The 15955-nt window shown below is 64.9% G+C and carries 18 protein-coding genes; 14 read left to right on the top strand and 4 right to left on the bottom strand.

What is annotated here, in order from left to right; all coding sequences use genetic code 11:
* Positions 1-2 precede the first annotated feature (2 nt).
* The 6 genes from ABUA28_RS09245 to ABUA28_RS09220 all read left to right on the top strand — a co-directional run bounded on the left by ABUA28_RS09245 (position 3) and on the right by ABUA28_RS09220 (position 4811).
* Entirely contained in the window at positions 3-506 is a 504-nt protein-coding gene (locus ABUA28_RS09245) for a single-stranded DNA-binding protein (protein WP_349903756.1), read from the top strand.
* Positions 507-567: 61 nt separating this feature from the next.
* On the top strand, positions 568-831 hold the full coding sequence (rpsR, locus tag ABUA28_RS09240) for a 30S ribosomal protein S18 (protein ID WP_163473846.1): 264 nt from the start codon (positions 568-570) through the stop codon (positions 829-831).
* Positions 832-842: 11 nt separating this feature from the next.
* On the top strand, positions 843-1295 hold the full coding sequence (gene rplI / locus ABUA28_RS09235; RefSeq protein ID WP_349903755.1) for a 50S ribosomal protein L9: 453 nt from the start codon (positions 843-845) through the stop codon (positions 1293-1295).
* Positions 1296-1804: 509 nt separating this feature from the next.
* Entirely contained in the window at positions 1805-3181 is a 1377-nt protein-coding gene (gene dnaB, locus ABUA28_RS09230; protein ID WP_349903754.1) for a replicative DNA helicase, read from the top strand.
* A 182-nt stretch (positions 3182-3363) separates the two neighbouring features.
* On the top strand, positions 3364-4218 hold the full coding sequence (locus ABUA28_RS09225; RefSeq protein ID WP_349903753.1) for a GIY-YIG nuclease family protein: 855 nt from the start codon (positions 3364-3366) through the stop codon (positions 4216-4218).
* A 236-nt stretch (positions 4219-4454) separates the two neighbouring features.
* Positions 4455-4811, top strand: coding sequence for a YciI family protein (locus ABUA28_RS09220; RefSeq protein WP_349903752.1), 357 nt, complete (start codon positions 4455-4457; stop codon positions 4809-4811).
* A 29-nt stretch (positions 4812-4840) separates the two neighbouring features.
* Here the strand turns inward: ABUA28_RS09220 and ABUA28_RS09215 are convergent, their stop codons facing one another.
* Positions 4841-5716, bottom strand: coding sequence for an MOSC domain-containing protein (locus tag ABUA28_RS09215; RefSeq protein WP_349903751.1), 876 nt, complete (start codon positions 5714-5716; stop codon positions 4841-4843).
* A 106-nt stretch (positions 5717-5822) separates the two neighbouring features.
* Here ABUA28_RS09215 and ABUA28_RS09210 point away from each other — a divergent pair, with 106 nt between their 5' ends.
* Together ABUA28_RS09210 and ABUA28_RS09205 are read left to right on the top strand one after the other, a co-directional pair.
* Positions 5823-6482: a DUF308 domain-containing protein gene (locus ABUA28_RS09210; protein WP_349903750.1), complete on the top strand. Its 660-nt coding sequence runs from the start codon at positions 5823-5825 to the stop codon at positions 6480-6482.
* Positions 6479-6736 (top strand): hypothetical protein, encoded by a 258-nt coding sequence (locus ABUA28_RS09205; RefSeq protein WP_349903749.1) that lies wholly within the window; start codon positions 6479-6481, stop codon positions 6734-6736. Before ABUA28_RS09210 ends, ABUA28_RS09205 begins: the two co-directional genes overlap by 4 nt.
* A 123-nt stretch (positions 6737-6859) precedes the next feature.
* On the opposite strand, the gene purB is transcribed toward ABUA28_RS09205, so the two are convergent.
* Positions 6860-8242, bottom strand: coding sequence for an adenylosuccinate lyase (gene purB / locus ABUA28_RS09200; protein ID WP_349903748.1), 1383 nt, complete (start codon positions 8240-8242; stop codon positions 6860-6862).
* The gene (locus ABUA28_RS09195) at positions 8239-8763 is read right to left on the bottom strand and encodes a low molecular weight protein-tyrosine-phosphatase (protein WP_349903747.1); all 525 of its coding nucleotides are present in this window, start codon (positions 8761-8763) and stop codon (positions 8239-8241) included. Before ABUA28_RS09195 ends, purB begins: the two co-directional genes overlap by 4 nt.
* A 172-nt stretch (positions 8764-8935) precedes the next feature.
* Here ABUA28_RS09195 and ABUA28_RS09190 point away from each other — a divergent pair, with 172 nt between their 5' ends.
* Together ABUA28_RS09190 and ABUA28_RS09185 are read left to right on the top strand one after the other, a co-directional pair.
* A complete protein-coding gene (locus ABUA28_RS09190; RefSeq protein WP_349903746.1) occupies positions 8936-9199 on the top strand; it encodes a hypothetical protein in 264 nt (87 codons plus the stop codon).
* Positions 9189-10664, top strand: coding sequence for a hypothetical protein (locus ABUA28_RS09185; protein WP_349903745.1), 1476 nt, complete (start codon positions 9189-9191; stop codon positions 10662-10664). The genes ABUA28_RS09190 and ABUA28_RS09185 overlap by 11 nt, the downstream gene beginning before the upstream one ends.
* A gap of 14 nt (positions 10665-10678) precedes the next feature.
* Here the strand turns inward: ABUA28_RS09185 and ABUA28_RS09180 are convergent, their stop codons facing one another.
* Positions 10679-11074: a phage holin family protein gene (locus ABUA28_RS09180; protein WP_349903744.1), complete on the bottom strand. Its 396-nt coding sequence runs from the start codon at positions 11072-11074 to the stop codon at positions 10679-10681.
* A 100-nt stretch (positions 11075-11174) separates the two neighbouring features.
* On the opposite strand from ABUA28_RS09180, the gene hisC reads away from it, so the two are divergent.
* The 4 genes from hisC to ABUA28_RS09160 all read left to right on the top strand — a co-directional run bounded on the left by hisC (position 11175) and on the right by ABUA28_RS09160 (position 15861).
* On the top strand, positions 11175-12281 hold the full coding sequence (gene hisC / locus ABUA28_RS09175) for a histidinol-phosphate transaminase (RefSeq protein ID WP_349903743.1): 1107 nt from the start codon (positions 11175-11177) through the stop codon (positions 12279-12281).
* A 121-nt stretch (positions 12282-12402) separates the two neighbouring features.
* On the top strand, positions 12403-13518 hold the full coding sequence (locus ABUA28_RS09170; protein ID WP_349903742.1) for a thiamine pyrophosphate-dependent dehydrogenase E1 component subunit alpha: 1116 nt from the start codon (positions 12403-12405) through the stop codon (positions 13516-13518).
* The gene (locus tag ABUA28_RS09165; RefSeq protein WP_349903741.1) at positions 13515-14501 is read left to right on the top strand and encodes an alpha-ketoacid dehydrogenase subunit beta; all 987 of its coding nucleotides are present in this window, start codon (positions 13515-13517) and stop codon (positions 14499-14501) included. Before ABUA28_RS09170 ends, ABUA28_RS09165 begins: the two co-directional genes overlap by 4 nt.
* 61 nt (positions 14502-14562) lie before the next feature.
* Entirely contained in the window at positions 14563-15861 is a 1299-nt protein-coding gene (locus ABUA28_RS09160; protein ID WP_349903740.1) for a dihydrolipoamide acetyltransferase family protein, read from the top strand.
* Positions 15862-15955 lie beyond the last annotated feature (94 nt).

Genomic DNA, 15955 nt, shown 5'->3' with positions numbered 1-15955 from the left:
TCATGGCCGGCGAAACCGTAATCACTGTGGTGGGCAACCTCACCAGCGATCCCGAACTGCGTTACACGCAGAGCGGGCTGGCGGTTGCCAACTTCACCATCGCATCCACGCCGCGCAGTTTCGACCGCGCGAGCAACGACTGGAAAGATGGCGAGGCCCTCTTCCTCCGTGCCAGCGTGTGGCGCGAGTTTGCCGAGCACGTCGCCGGATCCCTCACCAAGGGTTCCCGGGTGATCGTGACGGGCAGGCTCAAGCAGCGCTCGTACGAGACGAAGGAAGGCGAGAAGCGCACCAGCTACGAGATCGAGGTCGATGAGATCGGTCCGAGCCTGCGGTACGCGACGGCACAGGTCACTCGCACGTCATCCTCTCGCGAGGGTGGCGCAGGGGGTGGTCGCGGCCAGGTCGCAGACGAGCCGTGGGCGACATCCGCACCCGCGGACGCGTCGTCTGGAGATGTCTGGAACAACCCGGGCAGCAACTTCAACGACGAGACCCCCTTCTAAGTCTCACGACCCGGTCGCCCTGCGGCCCACTCGACAAACAATTTTCAGAAAGTAGGAAACCATGGCTGGAAAGAGCAGCGGCGATCGCCGTAAGCCTCTTCGCAATGCCAAGGGCGGCAAGAATGCCGCTCCGGCAAAGGCGATCCGCGTCGGCGTCATCGACTACAAGGATGTCGCGACGCTTCGCAAGTTCATCTCCGAGCGTGGAAAGATCCGCGCTCGCCGTATCACCGGTGTCTCCGTGCAGGAGCAGCGTCTCATCGCCCGCGCAGTCAAGAACGCGCGCGAGATGGCGCTGCTTCCCTACGCCGGCTCAGGCCGTTAAGGAGCCATCGCATGTCTAAATTGATCCTCACGCACGAGGTCACCGGCCTCGGTGCCCCCGGCGACGTCATCGACGTCAAGAACGGGTTTGCTCGCAACTACCTCATCCCGCAGGGCTTCGCCGTGGCGTGGACGCGGGGTGGCGAGAAGCAGATCGACTCGATCAAGGCCGCTCGTGCCGCGCGCGAGCACGCGACGATCGAAGAGGCGCAGGACCTCAAGGCCAAGCTCGAGGCCAACACCGTCAAGCTGACGGTCAAGGCCGGCCAGGGCGGACGCCTCTTCGGTTCTGTCAAGACCTCGGATGTCGCCGACGCGGTTGCCGCCGCGGGCCTCGGCTCCGTCGACAAGCGCAAGATCGAGATCACCTCGCCGATCAAGGCGACGGGCCAGCACGAGGCGACTGTTCGTCTCCGTGACGACATCGTCGCGACGATCACCCTGGTGGTCAGCGCGGCAAAATAGCACCAACAGTACTCTGCGGTGGCGGCGAGCGAAAGCTCGCCGCCACTCTTTTTCTGTACCCACATTGGGGGGTTGCTTGTGCACAGGTAGACCCTGCTGTGTACAACCCTCAACCCACACTCTAAACATGTTTTTACACACAGCCACTTTTTTACAAAAATGCAGGTCAGAGCGGTAATACTCAAATAAATTGGCGAGTTGTTCACAGATCTCTCCACAGTTTGCTCACACGGTTTCCGGCGTTTCGCGCATTTAGTCCACAGCGTTATCCACAGGCACGGTTGTCTCTGTCGCGCGGGCTTCCTAGGGTGATACGGCACGGGTAGCGAGGCGCTCCCCGAACCAGCGCGAATCACCCGAAACGGCCCGAGATCGCGAAACAGCACCGGACTGGCATCCGGTGTCGTCGGCTGCGCCTATAAAGAAACCGTGCCCACAAAACGGGCAGTGTCCACACAGCGGAAGTACCCATAGGGCGGCGGTGCCCGCAAATCGAAAGGGGGAGCGCGATGTCGATTGCTCATCTGGGGCTGGCCGGTGACCAGCGACAGTCTGGTGAGCAGCGCGGCTCAGAGCGCACTCCCCCGCACGACCTCCTCGCGGAACAGAGTGCCATCGGCGGCATGCTGCTCAGCAAGGACGCGGTGGCCGACGTCATCGAAACCGTCCGCGCGATCGATTTCTACATCCCCAAGCACGAGATCATCTTCGACGCGATCCTCTCGCTCTACTCGCACGGCGAGCCCACCGACGTCATCACGGTCACGGATGAGCTGGTCAAGACCGGCGAGATCGCGAGGGCCGGCGGCGCGGAATATCTGCACACCCTCACCGGACTCGTGCCGACCGCGGCCAACGCCGGGTACTACTCCGCGATCGTCGCCGAGAAGGCCGTGCTGCGTCGCCTGGTCGAAGCCGGCACCCGCATCGTGCAGATGGGCTACGCAAGCGAGGGCGAGGTCGTCGACCTCGTCAACAACGCGCAGGCGGAGATCTACAACGTCACCGGTGGCGTCGAGGCAGAGGACTTCATCCCGCTGACCGTTGCGGTGACCACGGCCATAGACGAGATCGAGGCGGCCAAGGGTCGCGACGGCTCGATGACCGGTGTCCCCACCGGGTTCGCCGAACTCGATGAACTCACCAACGGGCTGCACCCGGGCCAGCTGATCATCGTGGCTGCGCGCCCTGCCCTGGGTAAGTCGACGCTGGCCCTCGACTTCGCGCGGGCGGCATCCATCAAGCATGACATGCCAGCGATCTTCTTCTCGCTCGAAATGGGCCGCAGCGAGATCGCGATGCGGCTGCTCTCGGCCGAGGCCGCCGTTCCACTGCAGAACATGCGTAAGGGCACGGTCGACACCCGCGACTGGACCACGATCGCCTCCACTCGCGGCCGCATCAATGACGCACCGCTCTACATCGACGACAGCCCGAACATGACCCTGGTCGAGATCCGTGCAAAGTGCCGCAGGCTCAAGCAGAAGGTCGGGCTCAAGATGGTCGTCATCGACTACCTGCAGCTGATGACCTCGGGCAAGCGCGTCGAATCTCGCCAGCAGGAGGTGAGCGAGTTCTCGCGTGCACTCAAGTTGCTCGCCAAGGAGCTGCAGGTTCCCGTCATCGCGCTCTCCCAGCTCAACCGTGGACCGGAGCAGCGGCAGGACAAGATGCCCGCCCTGTCAGACCTTCGAGAGTCCGGATCGCTCGAGCAGGATGCCGACATGGTGATCCTGCTGCACCGCGAGAGCGCCTACGAGAAAGACAATCCCCGCGCGGGCGAGGCCGACCTCATCGTGGCCAAGCACCGCAACGGACCCACCCGCACCGTCACCGTCGCGTTCCAGGGTCACTTCTCGCGCTTCCAGGACATGGCGCCTGCCTAGGACTCGTCCGTCCCTAGGTTCCGCGTGAACATTGCAAAATCCAGCACTCCTTGGCAGGGCTACCAACAATTGTCGGGTGGTCATCGCGCTGCATATGTGGTGGACGGCATCGAGGTTGCTTGAGTTACGCTGACGTTGACGGCGCCTCGATCTTTCGTGGCCAACGTCACCAGGGAGCACACTTGATTACATTTACCGACTTCCTGCCTGTTCCGGAACCGGAATTCACGAAGGTGAAGTTCAACATGCGAGCCGGCGATGGTGGAGGCGAAGCATGGGATCTCCTCATGGACGACCACGAAGAGTGGCTGAACATGGGCCGCTGGCGGACGAAGCAAACGAACAACAACATGGGTAACTCACACGTTCTGCTGTCCTTTGCGCAGTACTACCCCTATGGGCCGCAGTACTTTATTTTCGGTGGGGCGTTTGAGGTGCACACGATCAAGCCGGACCTCATCGACGACTACGGGTATCGTTTGACTCCGCTTCCATTACATGCCGACTACATCAAGCGTCTGATCATCAAGCTCGAAAGACCGATTGGGCGAAACGTGTACCTCCGTCGCTACAAGATGGTGCAGGAGCAGCTCCATCCCGAGGTCTACGAACTCGCGCCAGACACTAAGCTCGGCACGTTCCCCGGGTATCAGAACGTCCGGCTTCGGCACAACGAACTGCAACGGATTATCGGTAACGATGAGCCGAGTTGGAAGGACGCTCTGTCGAGCGTGAAGGGTGTCTACGTCATAACCGACCTCAGCAACGGAAGACTGTACGTCGGTTCCGCATCCGGAGAGGCGAACGGGCTTTGGCAACGCTGGTCAGGATACGCGCACCTGAAGAACCTCACCGGAGGCAATCGAGAACTCGAGCACTTAAGAGCAGATCTTGGTGACTCCCACATCATCAACAGCTTCCAGTATTCGATTCTTGAGATCTTTGACCCTAAGACGAGAGCGGACACGATCCTGAAGCGAGAGTCGTTCTGGAAGCAGGCTCTGGACAGCCGCACGCACGGGATGAATCTGAACTGAGAGTTCGGGAACATGATCGATCAAGTCAATGGATTTCACCAACGAGCATGGATTACCCGGGTCGGATCGACTGCCAACTACTTTGAATTCGCCGCGATCTGCGGCCATTCTGAATTGGAACCGACACGCACGGAGGCATGTGTTTGCCCGAGTACTGGGCTTGTCGATTGTGCACGTCGCCATTCGTAGAAATGGTGACCGGGCCACCCGGGCCCGCTGGCGGAAGGATGTACGACATGGCTGAATACATGATCCTGATCTACGGGGATGAACAGCGGTGGGACGCGATGAGCGCCGAGGAGATGCGCCGGATCGACGAGGGACACGAAACGTTCCGGGCAAAGGCCGGCGCGAAGATCGTCTCATCGGGCCAGCTCGAGTCATCGGCGAAGGCGGTCACCCTGCGTCCGGGAGGCGTGGCGCGACCGATGGTCACCGACGGCCCGTTCCTCGAGGGCAAGGAGGTCGTCGGCGGCTTCTACGTGATCCGGGCTGCCGACCTCGACGAGGCGGTCTCGCTCGCGAGCGGGCTGGCCGAACTGCGGCAGGACCACACGGGCGTGCAGGTGCATCCACTCGTCGACCACGGCTGAGGCGCACCGGCGGCGAGGAGGAAGTGCTACTAGCGCTGGGGTTCGGTTGAGTCCACGCGCTCGAGCACCTCGACCTCGTCGCCGACGCGGATGACCGTGCCGGGAGTGTCGGGGATGAGGTTGACCGCGAACCAGACCTTGTCATCCCATTTGCGGTGTTTCGCGAGGGTGGCGAGCGGCTCCTTGCCCCGCTTGGACGTCTCCGGATCGACCGTGGTGAGCACGCAGCGCCCTGCGGCCTTCACAGAACGGAAGACGGTCGAGCCGATGCGCAGCACGCGCCAGGCATCCTCGTCCCAGGCGGGTGCGCCAGAGACGACCACGCTCGGGCGGAACCGGTTCATCGTCAGTGGTGCCTGCGGGGCATCTGCGGGAATCCATTCGTTGAGTGCGTCGAGTGAGCCCTCGTTCGCCAGCAGCAGCGGGAATCCGTCGGCGAACGACACCCGGTCGGTGTCCCTGCCGTACTTCGGCTGCACCGGGCGCCTGGTCGGGTCGTCGAGGTAGACGAGTCGCACGGAGAAACCGACGACCTCGCTGAACCAGGCGTGAGCTTCCGGCGTCGCGAGGGAGGCTTCGACCGGGTTCTTCCAGATGGTGACGGGCACGAGCTCCGACCCGTCGGGGATGGGCACGAGAAGGGGGTCCGCGTCGGGCCGTTCCAGGATGAGGCCGTCGCTCGAGTAGCTGGGTGTGACGAGAACCAGGTGCGGATGTTTGCGGGCCGTGACCTCGACGCCGTGGTTGTCCACGAGCATCCAGCGCCGGTCTCCCGCGAGGCCCCACGGTTCGACCAGGGCACTGCGTACCGACTGTCCGCGGCAGGATTTCACCGGGTAACGGTAGATGGTGGTGACCGACAGCGATGAGGTCGCCGGGTCGGGAGTGGATGGTGCACCGGTCATGCGGCCAAGGCTATGACAGTTTGGTGGTGCCGTGATGACGTGGCACTCGTTGGGGTCGCGCGCCAGCGTAAACTGGACGCTGGTGCTCCCCCGGAAATGAGGTCACGTGTCCGCACTGCAGGACAACGCCGCACAGCGCGCTGCCTATTGGCCTGTCGCTATCGTCCGCGCAATTCCGGCCGCGATCCTTGGCCTCGTCATAACCTTCGTCTCGAATCACTCCGTCGGCTTCGGCCTGATCAGCTTCGGCCTGTTCGCCGTGGTCAGCGGACTCATCCTCGCGGTGATGTCGTGGAGGCGCCTGGCGGGCAGCGGCGCGCGGTCGTTCTTCGTTGCCCAGGGGGTGATCACGGTGGTGGCCGGGGTGCTCGCGCTCGTGTTCCACAGCGGCAGCATCTCGGTCTTCTTCCTCATCGTGACGACATTCGCGCTCATCACGGGCTTCTTCGAACTCTACAGCGGCCTGCGCACGCGGCGCCGTTTCGTCGCCTCGAACGATTGGCTGGTCAGCGGGGTCATCACGGTGGCCGCTGGGGCGGCACTGCTGCTCGTACCGCCGGGACTGCACCAGAGCGTGCGCACGGCCGAGGGCACAACTGGGGTTCTGGATGCGTCGATCGTGGCTGTCGGCATCCTCGGTGCCTATGCGGCGATACTGGCTATATACCTTCTCATCGCCGGATTCTCGGCAAAGTGGGGAACCCAGAGCGAACCGGCCACAACGCCGGACACGGAAATCCAGACGAAAGGCGGCGCGGCCGCATGAACGTTCCGAGTCGTAAGGATCGACTGCGTCCTCTCGAGTTCCTTCTCATCGCGGGGGTGCTCGCTCTCTTCGCCGGGCTTATTGTTCTCGTCACGGTGAGGGAGCCCATCCTCGCCATCGTGTCGTTCGGCATCGCCTTCATCGCCACACTCGTCACGATTGCCCTGCTCGAACTCGCCACGAAGCCGAACGCCGCAGAGAAGGTCGACCTGCACGAGCAGGATGCCGACGGCCAGAACAAATCCGCGCGCTAGATGTACTGCCCAGGGAGGTTGGTTAGCCGGGTGATGGGTGGTCGGCGCGCTGGCAACACCGAACGGCGCGTAGGCCGAGTTTCCGGAAATGTTGATGACGGAGCCTCTGTTTCTCGGCCGTGCCTATTCCGCGTACTCCACGAGATCGCTCGCGAGGCCCACGTAGCCGGCGGGGGTCAGCGCGAGAAGGCGCGCCTTCGCATCCGCTCCGATGTCGAGGCCGTCGACGAAGGTGACCAGCTGTGCCTGGTCCACCTTCTTGCCGCGGGTGAGCTCCTTGAGCATCGCGTAGGGGTCGGCGATCGAACTGCGGCCGGCGGTGACCTCGGCGCGGATCACGGTCTGGATGGCCTCGCCAAGTACTTCCCAGTTGGAGTCGAGGTCGGCCGCGAGAGCGGCACGGTTCACGGCGATCTCGCTGAGGCCACGCAGGATGTTGTCGAGCGCGAGCACGGAGTGGCCAAAGGCAACGCCGATGTTGCGCTGCGTCGTGGAGTCGGTGAGGTCGCGTTGCAGGCGGGAGGTCACGAGCGTGCTCGCGAGCGAGTCGAACAGGGCGCTCGAGAGCTCGAGGTTCGCCTCCGCGTTCTCGAAGCGGATCGGGTTGATCTTGTGCGGCATCGTCGATGAGCCCGTGGTGCCGGCCTGGGGAATCTGGGTGAAGTAGCCCATCGAGATGTAGGTCCAGACATCCGTGCACAGGTTGTGCAGCACCCGGTTCACGTGGCTGACCTTCTGGTACAGCTCGGCCTGCCAGTCGTGCGACTCGATCTGGGTGGTGAGCGGATTCCAGTCCAGGCCGAGCGAGACCACGAACTCCTTCGAGATGGCCGGCCAGTCCTGCGAGGGGTCCGCGGCAACGTGGGCGGCAAACGTTCCGGTCGCCCCGCTGAACTTGCCGAGGAACTCCTGGCCGTCCAACTGCTGGCGCAGGCGCTTGAGCCGCATCACGAACACCGCGAACTCCTTGCCCACAGTGGTCGGGGTGGCTGGCTGGCCGTGCGTGTGGGCGAGCATCGCATCCGCCCGGTGGTCGACGGCGCGCATCGCGAGCTCTTCGATCACCTCGTCGAGTTTCGGCAGCCACACCTCGTGCACGGCGTCGCGCACGGTCAGCGCGTAGGAGAGGTTATTGATGTCTTCGCTCGTGCAGGCGAAGTGGGTCAGCTCTGCGACGCGACCGAGGCCGAGCGCATCCAGTCTCGCCCGCACGTAGTACTCGACGGCCTTCACGTCGTGACGGGTCGTCGCCTCGAGTTCGGCCAACTCGTCGATGTCGGCCTGGCCGAACGCCGGAACCAGGAGCCGCAGCGACGAGACCTCCTGCGTGCTGAGGCGGGCGGATCCGAACAGCTCGTGCTCGGTGAGGTAGATGAGCCACTCCACCTCCACCTGCACGCGCGCCCGGTTGAGGCCGGCTTCGGAGAGGTACTCGCCGAGTGAGCTGACCGCGGCACGGTACCGGCCATCGAGCGGACTCAGCGGTTGCTCTGGCAGTGGGCTCATGGGGTTACGCCTCGGATTCCTGGTTCGATTTGGCGGAACAGCGCCGCGCTGGACTTCTCGATCATGCCAAGCACCGAATCGAACATGGCTGCGTCGGAGTAATACGGATCGGGCACATCCACCTGGGCGGACTGCTCACTGTCGAAGCTGAGCAGCATGCGCACCTTGCTCCGGTCTGCCTCCGTGTTCGCCCAGGCCCGGATGATGCGCTCCTGGCTTCGGTCGAACACCACAACCAGATCGAGATTCTCGAACCACTCGGTGTCGAACTGTTTCGCACGATGACCCGACCCATCGTAACCGCGCGCGGCGAGTGCCGCGACCGTGCGACCGTCCGCGTGCTCGCCGACGTGCCAGTCCCCGGTGCCGGCGGAGATCACCGTGACCCTGCCGTCGAAACCGGCGCGCTTGACCATGGCGCGGAAGACCACCTCGGCCATCGGGGAGCGGCAGATGTTGCCGGTGCAGACGAAGCAGATCCTGAACAGCGCAGACTCGTCGAGTGTGCGGTCAAAACTCATGGTTCATTCTCCCGCAGATCACCGCCGAGAGAACCACCGTAATCTTTCGCCTGCGGCGCCTCCTCTCCTCCACAGGCGCGAGCAGCGCACAACACTGAACGGGATGCCGTGACACGCGGGGAACGAATGCCACGAGCGGCCCAGACTGGAAGCCTCGAACGAGAGGGTGCGAATGGACGGTGCGACGGCGCTCGAACTGTGGCGCGCCCTTGAGGAGCAGGTGTGGGAACTGGAGCGGGTGCTCACACGTCTCGACGACACTCGCCTGCTTCTGCCCGCAGACACCGCCGACGACTGGCGCGGGCTTGCGCACCTCTTCTACTCCTGGGCACTCGATGCGTTGCGTACCGATCTCAACACGGCACAGGAGCAGCTCGCCGCGGCAGTTCGCGAGACCAGACGGGCGACGGGAGGCCCGGGCGGCCGTGGCCGGTGACCTCGTCATCTCGGGCGGCGGCACCACCGAGGTCGCCACCGAGAGCCTGCTCGTGCGGCGCCAGCAGCTGAAACGTCTCCGCGACGAGCTGGGCGACTGCATCGCCGGACTGCACTCCATCGACGGGCGAGTCACCCGGGCCGGGCTGAGAGCTGCGGATGCCCCACCGTCCGCGCTGCGCGCCGAGACCGCCATGACAGACGCGGCACACGCGCTGCGCTCCGCCCGCAATCGTGCAGACCAGATCGTGGACGGACTCGATCATGTCATCACCTCCTACAGCAACGCCGACGGGGCCGCGGGCGAGTGGGCCAGGCGGGCGAGCGCGATGCTGGCCCACCAGCTCGGGTCGGTGCTGCCGCTCGCGATGCTCGTGGGCATCCCGTTGTTGGTACCTGGCCTGCTGACCGCGGGAGCATTCGGCATCGTGTGGGCGTTCACGCCTGCGAGCACGCGCAAGAAGGCGCTCGCCGCATGGGCGCAGGAGCACAAGCCGCTGCTGAGTGACCCGCGGTTCGTCGGGATGCTGCGGCTCGCGGTGTCGAGCTCGGATGACTTCGGCGAGGGCGTGATCGGCGTCCCGGAACCGGTCGGCGAACTCCTCGGTGACGATGGTCTCGGCATTCTGGGGGTCAGCAGTTCCGCCGCGGCCGTCGTGGGGGCCCTGGGGACAACGGGCGTGCTCCGGGAGACACCTGTCACGGTGTACGAGAGCAGGGCGCCGAAGCCCGGTCCGAGGGCGAGCACTGCGAATTCAATCACCGCGAACCGGAGCGCCGCGGGCTCACCGCCGCCGACCGGCCTCGCACAGCGAGTGGACCGCATTCCCACCGGTGTGAACCAGATCCGCATTGACAAGTACGTGCAGCCGAGTGCCCCCGACCGGTACGAGGTGTATCTCGCAGGCACCATCGACACGTCGCTCGTCGCGACGACGGAACCGTGGGACATGACGAGCAACCTCAACGGTGTCGCGGGAGGCAGCCCGGGGTCGCTCGAGGCGACAAAGCTGGCCATGACGGACGCGGGGATCGACGAAACGACCCCGGTGACCTTTACGGGGTACTCGCAGGGCGGCCTCGTGGCGGCGGAACTCGCGGCATCCGGAGACTACGACACCCGGGGCCTCGTGACCTTCGGTGGTCCGGCCGGCGCGGTCTCGGTGCCCCACGACATCCCGTACGTGGCCCTCGAGCACGCCGACGACCTGGTGCCCGCAACCGGAGGAGTGTGGAAGTCCTCCGATCCGCTGCTGGTGACGAGAACCGTCTACGCCGACCAGCCATACGCGGGTGACCTCGCCGTGCCTGCACACCAGTTGGTGAATTATCGCGAGACGGCGACCATGGCCGACGCCTCAGACGAGCAGCGGCTCGTCGCGATGCGGGATGTCCTCAGCGATTTCGCCGGACAGCCCGCGACGGTCGAGACCCGCCTCTATCGCGCCGTCAGGACCGGGCCGTGACGCACCGATGTTCGCTAGTGGCGCCCCATCACGGGCCGCAGCAGCATCCCGATCAGCCAGCTCAGCAGAGCGAGCACGAGTGCACCGAGCACGCCCCACCAGAAGCCCGCGATGGAGAGGCCGAAGCCGAGCAGCGAGGTGATCCAGCTCACGAGCAGCAACAGGAGCGCGTTGACCACGAGCGAGATGAGGCCGAGGGTGAGGATGTAGATCGGGAATGCCACGATGCGGATGACATTGCCGATCACCCCGTTCACGACGCCGAAGATGAGGGCGATCAGCAGGTAGGTCAGAACCCAGGCGAGCGTGTCTCCCGGCGCGAACGGCTTGACCGTGACACCGGCGACGATGAGGGTGGTGATCCACAGTGCAATCGCGTTGATGATGAGGCGGACGAGGAATCGTGTCATCGCTCAACTATGCCTTGGGCACGTGCCGGGTTGCAATAAGTAGGTGCTGATCGGCGACTCCACGCAGAACGAGAAGGCACCGTCGCAATAGGGTTGGATCGTGACAGAAACAGACGCTCCGAAGGTTCGCCTCCGTGATGAGATCACGGCGCTCACCGCCTACCGCCAGGGAAAGCCGGCCGCAGACGACGCCTTCAAGCTGTCGTCCAATGAGAACCCCTTCGACCCACTGCCCGAGGTGTTGCGCGCGGTGACAGACGCGTTGGCGATCAATCGCTATCCGGATGCCGAGGGCGTGCTCCTGCGCACAGAGCTGGGCGAGCGATTCGGCGTCAGTCTGGAGCGCGTGCACCTCGGTGCCGGCTCGGTCTCGATCATCGCCCAGCTCATCCAGGCGGCTGCGGGCCCCGGCGACGAGGTGCTCTACGCGTGGCGGTCATTCGAGGCCTACCCGGGTCTTGTCACTGTCTCCGGCGCGACGAGCGTGCAGGTTCCCGTGCTCGCGGACGGCAGACACGACCTGGCCGCGATGGCGGCGGCGATCACGGACCGAACCCGTGTCGTGATCGTCTGTACCCCCAACAACCCCACGAGTACGATCGTGACCGCGGAGGAATTCGCGGAGTTCATGGGCCAGGTGCCCGAGACGGTGCTCGTGCTTCTCGACGAGGCCTACGTCGAATTCGTGACGGATGCGTCGGCTGTGCGAGGCACAGACGTTCTGCACCGTTACCCCAACGTCGTCGTGCTGCGCACCTTCTCCAAGGCCTATGGCCTGGCTGGCCTTCGCATCGGCTACGCGATCGGCCCGGCCTACATCCTCGATGCCGCGCGCTCCACGGCGATCCCTCTTTCGGTGACGACGCCGGCCCAGCGTGCCGCGCTCGCCTCTCTCGAGCACGAGGACGCTCTGCTCGAGCGGGTCTCGATGATCGCGGAGCGGCGGGAGTCGGTCTGGCAGCGCCTCGTCGACCAGGGATGGCGGGTTCCGCGCCCCCAGGGAAACTTCGTCTGGCTGGAGACCGGCGAGGCAACGGCGCGGGCCGCGGAGGTCTTCGCTGCGCACGGAATCGTGGTGCGCCCGCTCGGATCCGATGGCATCCGGGTCTCCATTGGTGAGCCGGAATCTGTGGATAAACTCCTAAAGGCTTCCGCAGAGGTTGTGCGCGAGCTACCAATGGCGGCTGTGGAGGCGCAGCTAGATTAGAACTCTGGCGCCAATCGAGCGCCGAGTTCTGCGCCCGTCAACCCGGGGCGTGGCATCCGAAGCCCAGAACACGAAGCCGGCCCACACATCAGGCTGGCTCAGACAGAACGGCGAGGTCATCGTGGCAGAAACTGCGTCACTGGTTCAGTTGCTCTCCCCCGACGGGGTGTTGCAGACCGGCGCACTCGCGGAACAGTACCTGCCATACGTCGAAGCGCTCAGCGATGACGAGCTTCGCCAGTTCCACCGCGACATGGTGATCACGCGCCGGTTCGACACCGAGGCCACCAACCTTCAGCGGCAGGGCCAGCTCGCCCTGTGGCCACCGAGCCAGGGGCAGGAGGCCGCCCAGGTCGGCTCCGGCCGCGCCCTGCGCGCACAGGACCACGTCTTCCCGTCGTATCGCGAGCACGCGGTCGGCCTCATTCGCGGAATAGACCCCGTCGACATCGTGCGGATGATGCGCGGCGTCACCAACGGCGGCTGGACTCCCGCAGACCACGGCAACTTCCACCTCTATACGCTCGTTCTCGGCTCGCAGACGCTGCACGCGACGGGTTTCGCCATGGGCGTCGGCTTCGACGGGGCGAGCGGAACGGGCAATGCAGAGCGCGACGAGGCCGTGATCGTCTACTTCGGAGACGGGTCGACCAGCCAGGGGGATGTCAGCGAGGCACTCGTCTTCGCCGCAAGTTTCCAGACTCCCGAGGTCTTCTTCCTGCAGAACAACCACTGGGCGATCTCCGTGCCGGTGAGCGTGCAGTCCCATGGGCCGCTGTACCAGCGCGCGGGGGGCTTCGGCATGCCCGGTGTGCAGGTCGACGGCAACGACGTGCTCGCGAGCTACGCCGTGAGCCGTAAGAACCTCGACGAGGCGCGTGCAGGCGGCGGCCCCCGGTTCATCGAGGCGCTCACCTACCGCATCGGCGCGCACACCACGAGCGACGACCCGACCAAGTATCGGCTGAACGAGGAGCTCGAATCCTGGATCGCCCGCGATCCGATCGCGCGCTACGAGACCTGGCTGCGCTCGCGCGGCGAGGGCGATGCGTTCTTCGCGGCCGTGGCCGAGGAGGCAGAAGACCTCGCCGCGGATGTGCGAGCCCGCACCCTGCAGATCGGCCCGCCAGCCAACGACCTCATCTTCGACAACGTCTACTCGGAGCCGCACCCGCTCATGGACCAACAGAAGGCGTGGCTGGAGAACTACGAGGCATCCTTCGGAGCAGGCGCATGAGCGGCGCACAGCAGGAGATTCCCATTGCCAAGGCGCTCAATGCCGGGCTGCGCAAGGCACTTGCCGACAACGACAAGGTGCTGCTCATGGGCGAGGACATCGGTCCGCTCGGCGGCGTCTTCCGGGTCACAGAAGGGCTGCAGGCGGAGTTCGGCACGAAGCGCGTGTTCGACACCCCGCTCGCCGAATCGGGCATCGTGGGCACGGCGATCGGACTCGCGATGCGCGGATACCGGCCGGTCTGTGAGATCCAGTTCGACGGATTCATCTTTCCCGCCTTCGACCAGATCACGACCCAGCTGGCCAAGATGACGAGCCGCCACGAGGGTGGCCTGACGGTTCCCGTGGTCATCCGGGTGCCGTATGGCGGGCACATCGGGGCCGTCGAGCACCACCAGGAGAGCCCTGAGGCGTACTTCGCGCACACCCCTGGCCTGCGCGTGGTGAGCCCGAGCACCGCGAACGACGCCTACTGGATGATCCAGGAGGCGATTGCCTCGAACGACCCGGTGCTGTTCTTCGAGCCGAAGAGTCGCTACTGGAACAAGAGCCCTGTCGATTTCAGCGCGAGCGCCGTTCCCCTGCACGCGAGCCGGATCGTGCGCACCGGAACGCAGGTGACCCTCGTCGGCCACGGCGCGATGGTCACGGTGCTGCTGCAGGCCGCGGAGCTCGCCGAGGCGGAGGGTACGAGCATCGAGGTGATCGATCTCCGCTCCCTCTCCCCCATCGACTACGCGCCGATCGTGGCATCCGTGCAGAAGACCGGACGACTGGTCGTCGCCTCCGAGGCGCCAGGGCTCGCGAGCCTCACGGGCGAGATCGCCTCGACGATCGCCGAGCGCGCGTTCTATTCGCTCGAAGCGCCGGTGCTGAGAGTCAACGCCTTCGACACGCCGTTCCCGCCGGCCAAACTCGAGGGCACCTACCTGCCGGACGCCGACCGAGTGCTCGAAGCGGTCGATCGAGCGCTCGCCTATTGAGGACATGCGGTATTTTTCGACCTAGATCATCACGCACGAACCACAGTGAAGGAGCGCCATCATGAGCAGCTCGAACTTCCCCCTCCCCGACGTCGGCGAGGGCCTCACCGAAGCGGAGATCGTCGCCTGGAAGGTCAAGGCCGGTGACACCGTCACGGTGAACCAGGTGCTGGTCGAGATCGAGACGGCCAAATCACTCGTCGAACTCCCCTCTCCCTTCGCCGGGGTCGTGACGGCACTGCTGGTCGAAGAAGGACAGACGGTGGACGTCGGCACGCCGATCATCACGGTGTCGTCGGATGGCGACGCAGCCGGTGCCCAGGTGCCGGACGCGGATGCCCGCAGCGCCGTCGAAGACACCACCAGCAGCATCGCGCAGGAGCCGGACGTCGGCGAGGGCGGAGCCGTTCTCGTGGGCTACGGGCTCAAGGGGCAGGTAGCCTCCCGACGCAGGCGGCCGGCCACGACATCCGTTCACCCACAGGCGGCGAGCGCTGGCTCGAACGTGATCGCGAAGCCGCCCATCCGCAAGCTCGCCAAGGATCTCGGAGTAGACCTCGCGGTCGTCGAGGCCACCGGCCTGGTCGGCGAGGTCACGCGCGACGACGTGATTCGTGCCGCGTCGCAGGCGAGTGTGTTCCGCAACATCGAGACGCCGGAGTGGGGTGAGGAGCGCGAGGAGCGCATCCCGGTCAAGGGTGTGCGCAAGGCAATCGCCACGGGCATGGTCAAGAGCGCGTTCTCCGCTCCGCACGTGGGCGTGTTCGTCGACGTGGACGCGACCCGCACGATGGAGTTCGTCAAGCGACTCAAGAACTCTGCAGACTTCGCGGGCGTCAAGGTCTCCCCCATGCTCGTCATGGCCAAGGCGATGATCTGGGCGGTTCGTCGCAACCCCACGGTCAACTCGACCTGGACCGACAAAGAGATCGTCGTGCACCACTACGTCAACTTCGGCTTCGCGGCGGCGACTCCGCGCGGCCTCGTCGTGCCCAACATCAAGGATGCCCAGGAACTCTCCCTGCGTGAGCTCGCGCAGGCGATCGAGAACATGACCAACGTCGCGCGCGAGGGCAAGCTGCAGCCGGCGGACATGTCGAACGGCACGATCACGGTGACCAACATCGGCGTGTTCGGCATGGACACGGGTACGCCGATCCTGAATCCGGGCGAGGTCGCGATCGTCGCGCTCGGCACGATCAAGCAGAAGCCGTGGGTGGTCGACGGCGAGGTTCGCCCGCGCTACGTGACGACGCTCGGCGCCAGTTTCGACCACCGCATCGTCGATGGGGATGTCGCGAGCCGCTTCCTCGCGGACGTCGCGAGCATCATCGAGGAGCCCGCTCTGCTGCTCGACTGAGCAGTCTTCCCGCTATTCGTCCAACCGGAACTGTGCTTTACTATTGATAATCAATATCATCAACGGTCGGGCTCTCCGGCTTAGAAGGCACACA

This window comes from Parafrigoribacterium humi (genome assembly GCF_040227205.1).
Classification (GTDB): domain Bacteria; phylum Actinomycetota; class Actinomycetes; order Actinomycetales; family Microbacteriaceae; genus Parafrigoribacterium_A; species Parafrigoribacterium_A humi.
The sequence above is the reverse complement of the archived record's forward strand: the minus strand, read 5'-3'. Positions and strand labels throughout refer to the sequence as shown.

Bases quoted from the DNA above. Each gene is read 5' to 3' on its own strand.
- rpsR (WP_163473846.1), top strand. From the start codon at position 568: ATGGCTGGAAAGAGCAGCGGCGATCGCCGTAAGCCTCTTCGCAATGCC.
- ABUA28_RS09195 (WP_349903747.1), bottom strand. From the start codon at position 8,763: ATGAGTTTTGACCGCACACTCGACGAGTCTGCGCTGTTCAGGATCTGC.
- purB (WP_349903748.1), bottom strand. From the start codon at position 8,242: ATGAGCCCACTGCCAGAGCAACCGCTGAGTCCGCTCGATGGCCGGTAC.
- ABUA28_RS09160 (WP_349903740.1), top strand. From the start codon at position 14,563: ATGAGCAGCTCGAACTTCCCCCTCCCCGACGTCGGCGAGGGCCTCACC.
- dnaB (WP_349903754.1), top strand. From the start codon at position 1,805: ATGTCGATTGCTCATCTGGGGCTGGCCGGTGACCAGCGACAGTCTGGT.
- ABUA28_RS09220 (WP_349903752.1), top strand. From the start codon at position 4,455: ATGGCTGAATACATGATCCTGATCTACGGGGATGAACAGCGGTGGGAC.
- ABUA28_RS09215 (WP_349903751.1), bottom strand. From the start codon at position 5,716: ATGACCGGTGCACCATCCACTCCCGACCCGGCGACCTCATCGCTGTCG.
- ABUA28_RS09190 (WP_349903746.1), top strand. From the start codon at position 8,936: ATGGACGGTGCGACGGCGCTCGAACTGTGGCGCGCCCTTGAGGAGCAG.
- ABUA28_RS09245 (WP_349903756.1), top strand. From the start codon at position 3: ATGGCCGGCGAAACCGTAATCACTGTGGTGGGCAACCTCACCAGCGAT.
- rplI (WP_349903755.1), top strand. From the start codon at position 843: ATGTCTAAATTGATCCTCACGCACGAGGTCACCGGCCTCGGTGCCCCC.
- ABUA28_RS09205 (WP_349903749.1), top strand. From the start codon at position 6,479: ATGAACGTTCCGAGTCGTAAGGATCGACTGCGTCCTCTCGAGTTCCTT.
- ABUA28_RS09165 (WP_349903741.1), top strand. From the start codon at position 13,515: ATGAGCGGCGCACAGCAGGAGATTCCCATTGCCAAGGCGCTCAATGCC.
- ABUA28_RS09180 (WP_349903744.1), bottom strand. From the start codon at position 11,074: ATGACACGATTCCTCGTCCGCCTCATCATCAACGCGATTGCACTGTGG.